A 1266-nucleotide genomic window follows, 5' to 3' on the forward strand; every position below is an offset into this window, starting at 1 on the left:
TACGGCCGGGTCGCGGGGCGAGGCGGCGTCGCGCGCCCGTCAACTGATCGCCGACGTCCGCCTCGACCCCGACTTCGCCAACCGGCTCCCCGCCCAGCTGTCCGGCGGCCAGCGCCAGCGCATCGGCATCGCCCGGGCGCTGGCCGGTGAACCCGATCTGCTGATCGCGGACGAGATCACGACGGCGCTGGATGTGTCCGTACAGGCCGATGTGCTGCGCCTGCTGGACGACCTGCGCCGGGAGCGCGAACTGGCCTGCCTGTTCATCAGCCACGACCTGGCGGTGGTGCGGGGGATCGCGGACCGGGTGGTGGTGCTACGGCACGGCGTGGTGGTGGAGGAGGGCCCGACGGACGCGGTCTTCGCGGCTCCGGGTCACCCGTACACGAGGGCGCTGATGGCGGCGGCGCTGGAGCCGGATCCGGAGGCGGAGGCGGCGGTGGCGCTGGGCGACGACTGGGAGGACGCGGCGGAGCCGGGCGAGCTCTGGACCGACCTGGGCGAGGGCCACCGAGTGCGACGCTGGCGGCCGGCGGATGGCTAGCCCCCACCCCGCCCCTTCCCGAAACCGGAGCTCCGCCCCGGACCCGGCTGGGGCTCCGCCCCAAGAGCCGTCCTCGAGGTATGCCGCCGACTGCACGCCGGTGGCCGGGTTGTGCCCACCCGTTCCTCCCCCAGCTACCGCTGGGAGGTGCCCCCTCCGCGGAACGATTGCCCACAACGGCGGCACACGGGCCGGCCCGGCCGTGCTCCGCCTCCCGCCCCCTCCGGCGCCCGAGGAGCGGGCAGAGGAGCCTCACCACCCAGCCCCTCCGATGGAGGAGCGGGGTCCTGGGGCGGGCAGTCCGTCCGATGGAGCAGCGGGGTCTCGGCGTGTTCCGCCCCAAGCTCGTCCGATGGAGGAGTGGGGTCTGGGGGTGGGCGTGTTCCTCCCTCAGACCGTCCGATGGAGGAGTGGGGTCTGGGGGTGGGCGTGTTCCTCCCCCAGTCCGTCCGGCGGAGGAGTGGGGCCCTGAGGCGGGCGTGCCCCATCCTCAGCTCGTCCGATGGAGGAGCGGGGTTTCGGCGTGTTCCGCCCTCAGCCCCTCCGATGGAGGAGCGGGGTCCTGGGGCGGGCGTGCTCCGCTCTCAGCCTCTCCGGCGTTTGAGGAGCGGGGGTCTGGGGCGGAGCCCCGGCGGGGGTGCGGGGGCGGAGCCCCCGGATATGGGGTCCGGGGCCCGCCCCCGGTTCGGGCAGGGGCGGGGTGGGGAACAAGCCCGCCGCAG

Annotated in this window: 1 protein-coding gene; it reads left to right on the forward strand. The window is 75.1% G+C overall.

All coding sequences use genetic code 11. From position 1 onward, the window contains the following. A partial coding sequence (locus ACFXB5_RS20665; protein WP_385209817.1) for an ATP-binding cassette domain-containing protein occupies positions 1-544 on the forward strand: 544 nt, incomplete at its 5' end. Positions 545-1266: the final 722 nt, after the last annotated feature.

The sequence above is a fragment of the Streptomyces sp. NPDC059455 genome (genome assembly GCF_042750115.1).
In the GTDB taxonomy this organism is placed as follows: domain Bacteria; phylum Actinomycetota; class Actinomycetes; order Streptomycetales; family Streptomycetaceae; genus Streptomyces; species Streptomyces endocoffeicus.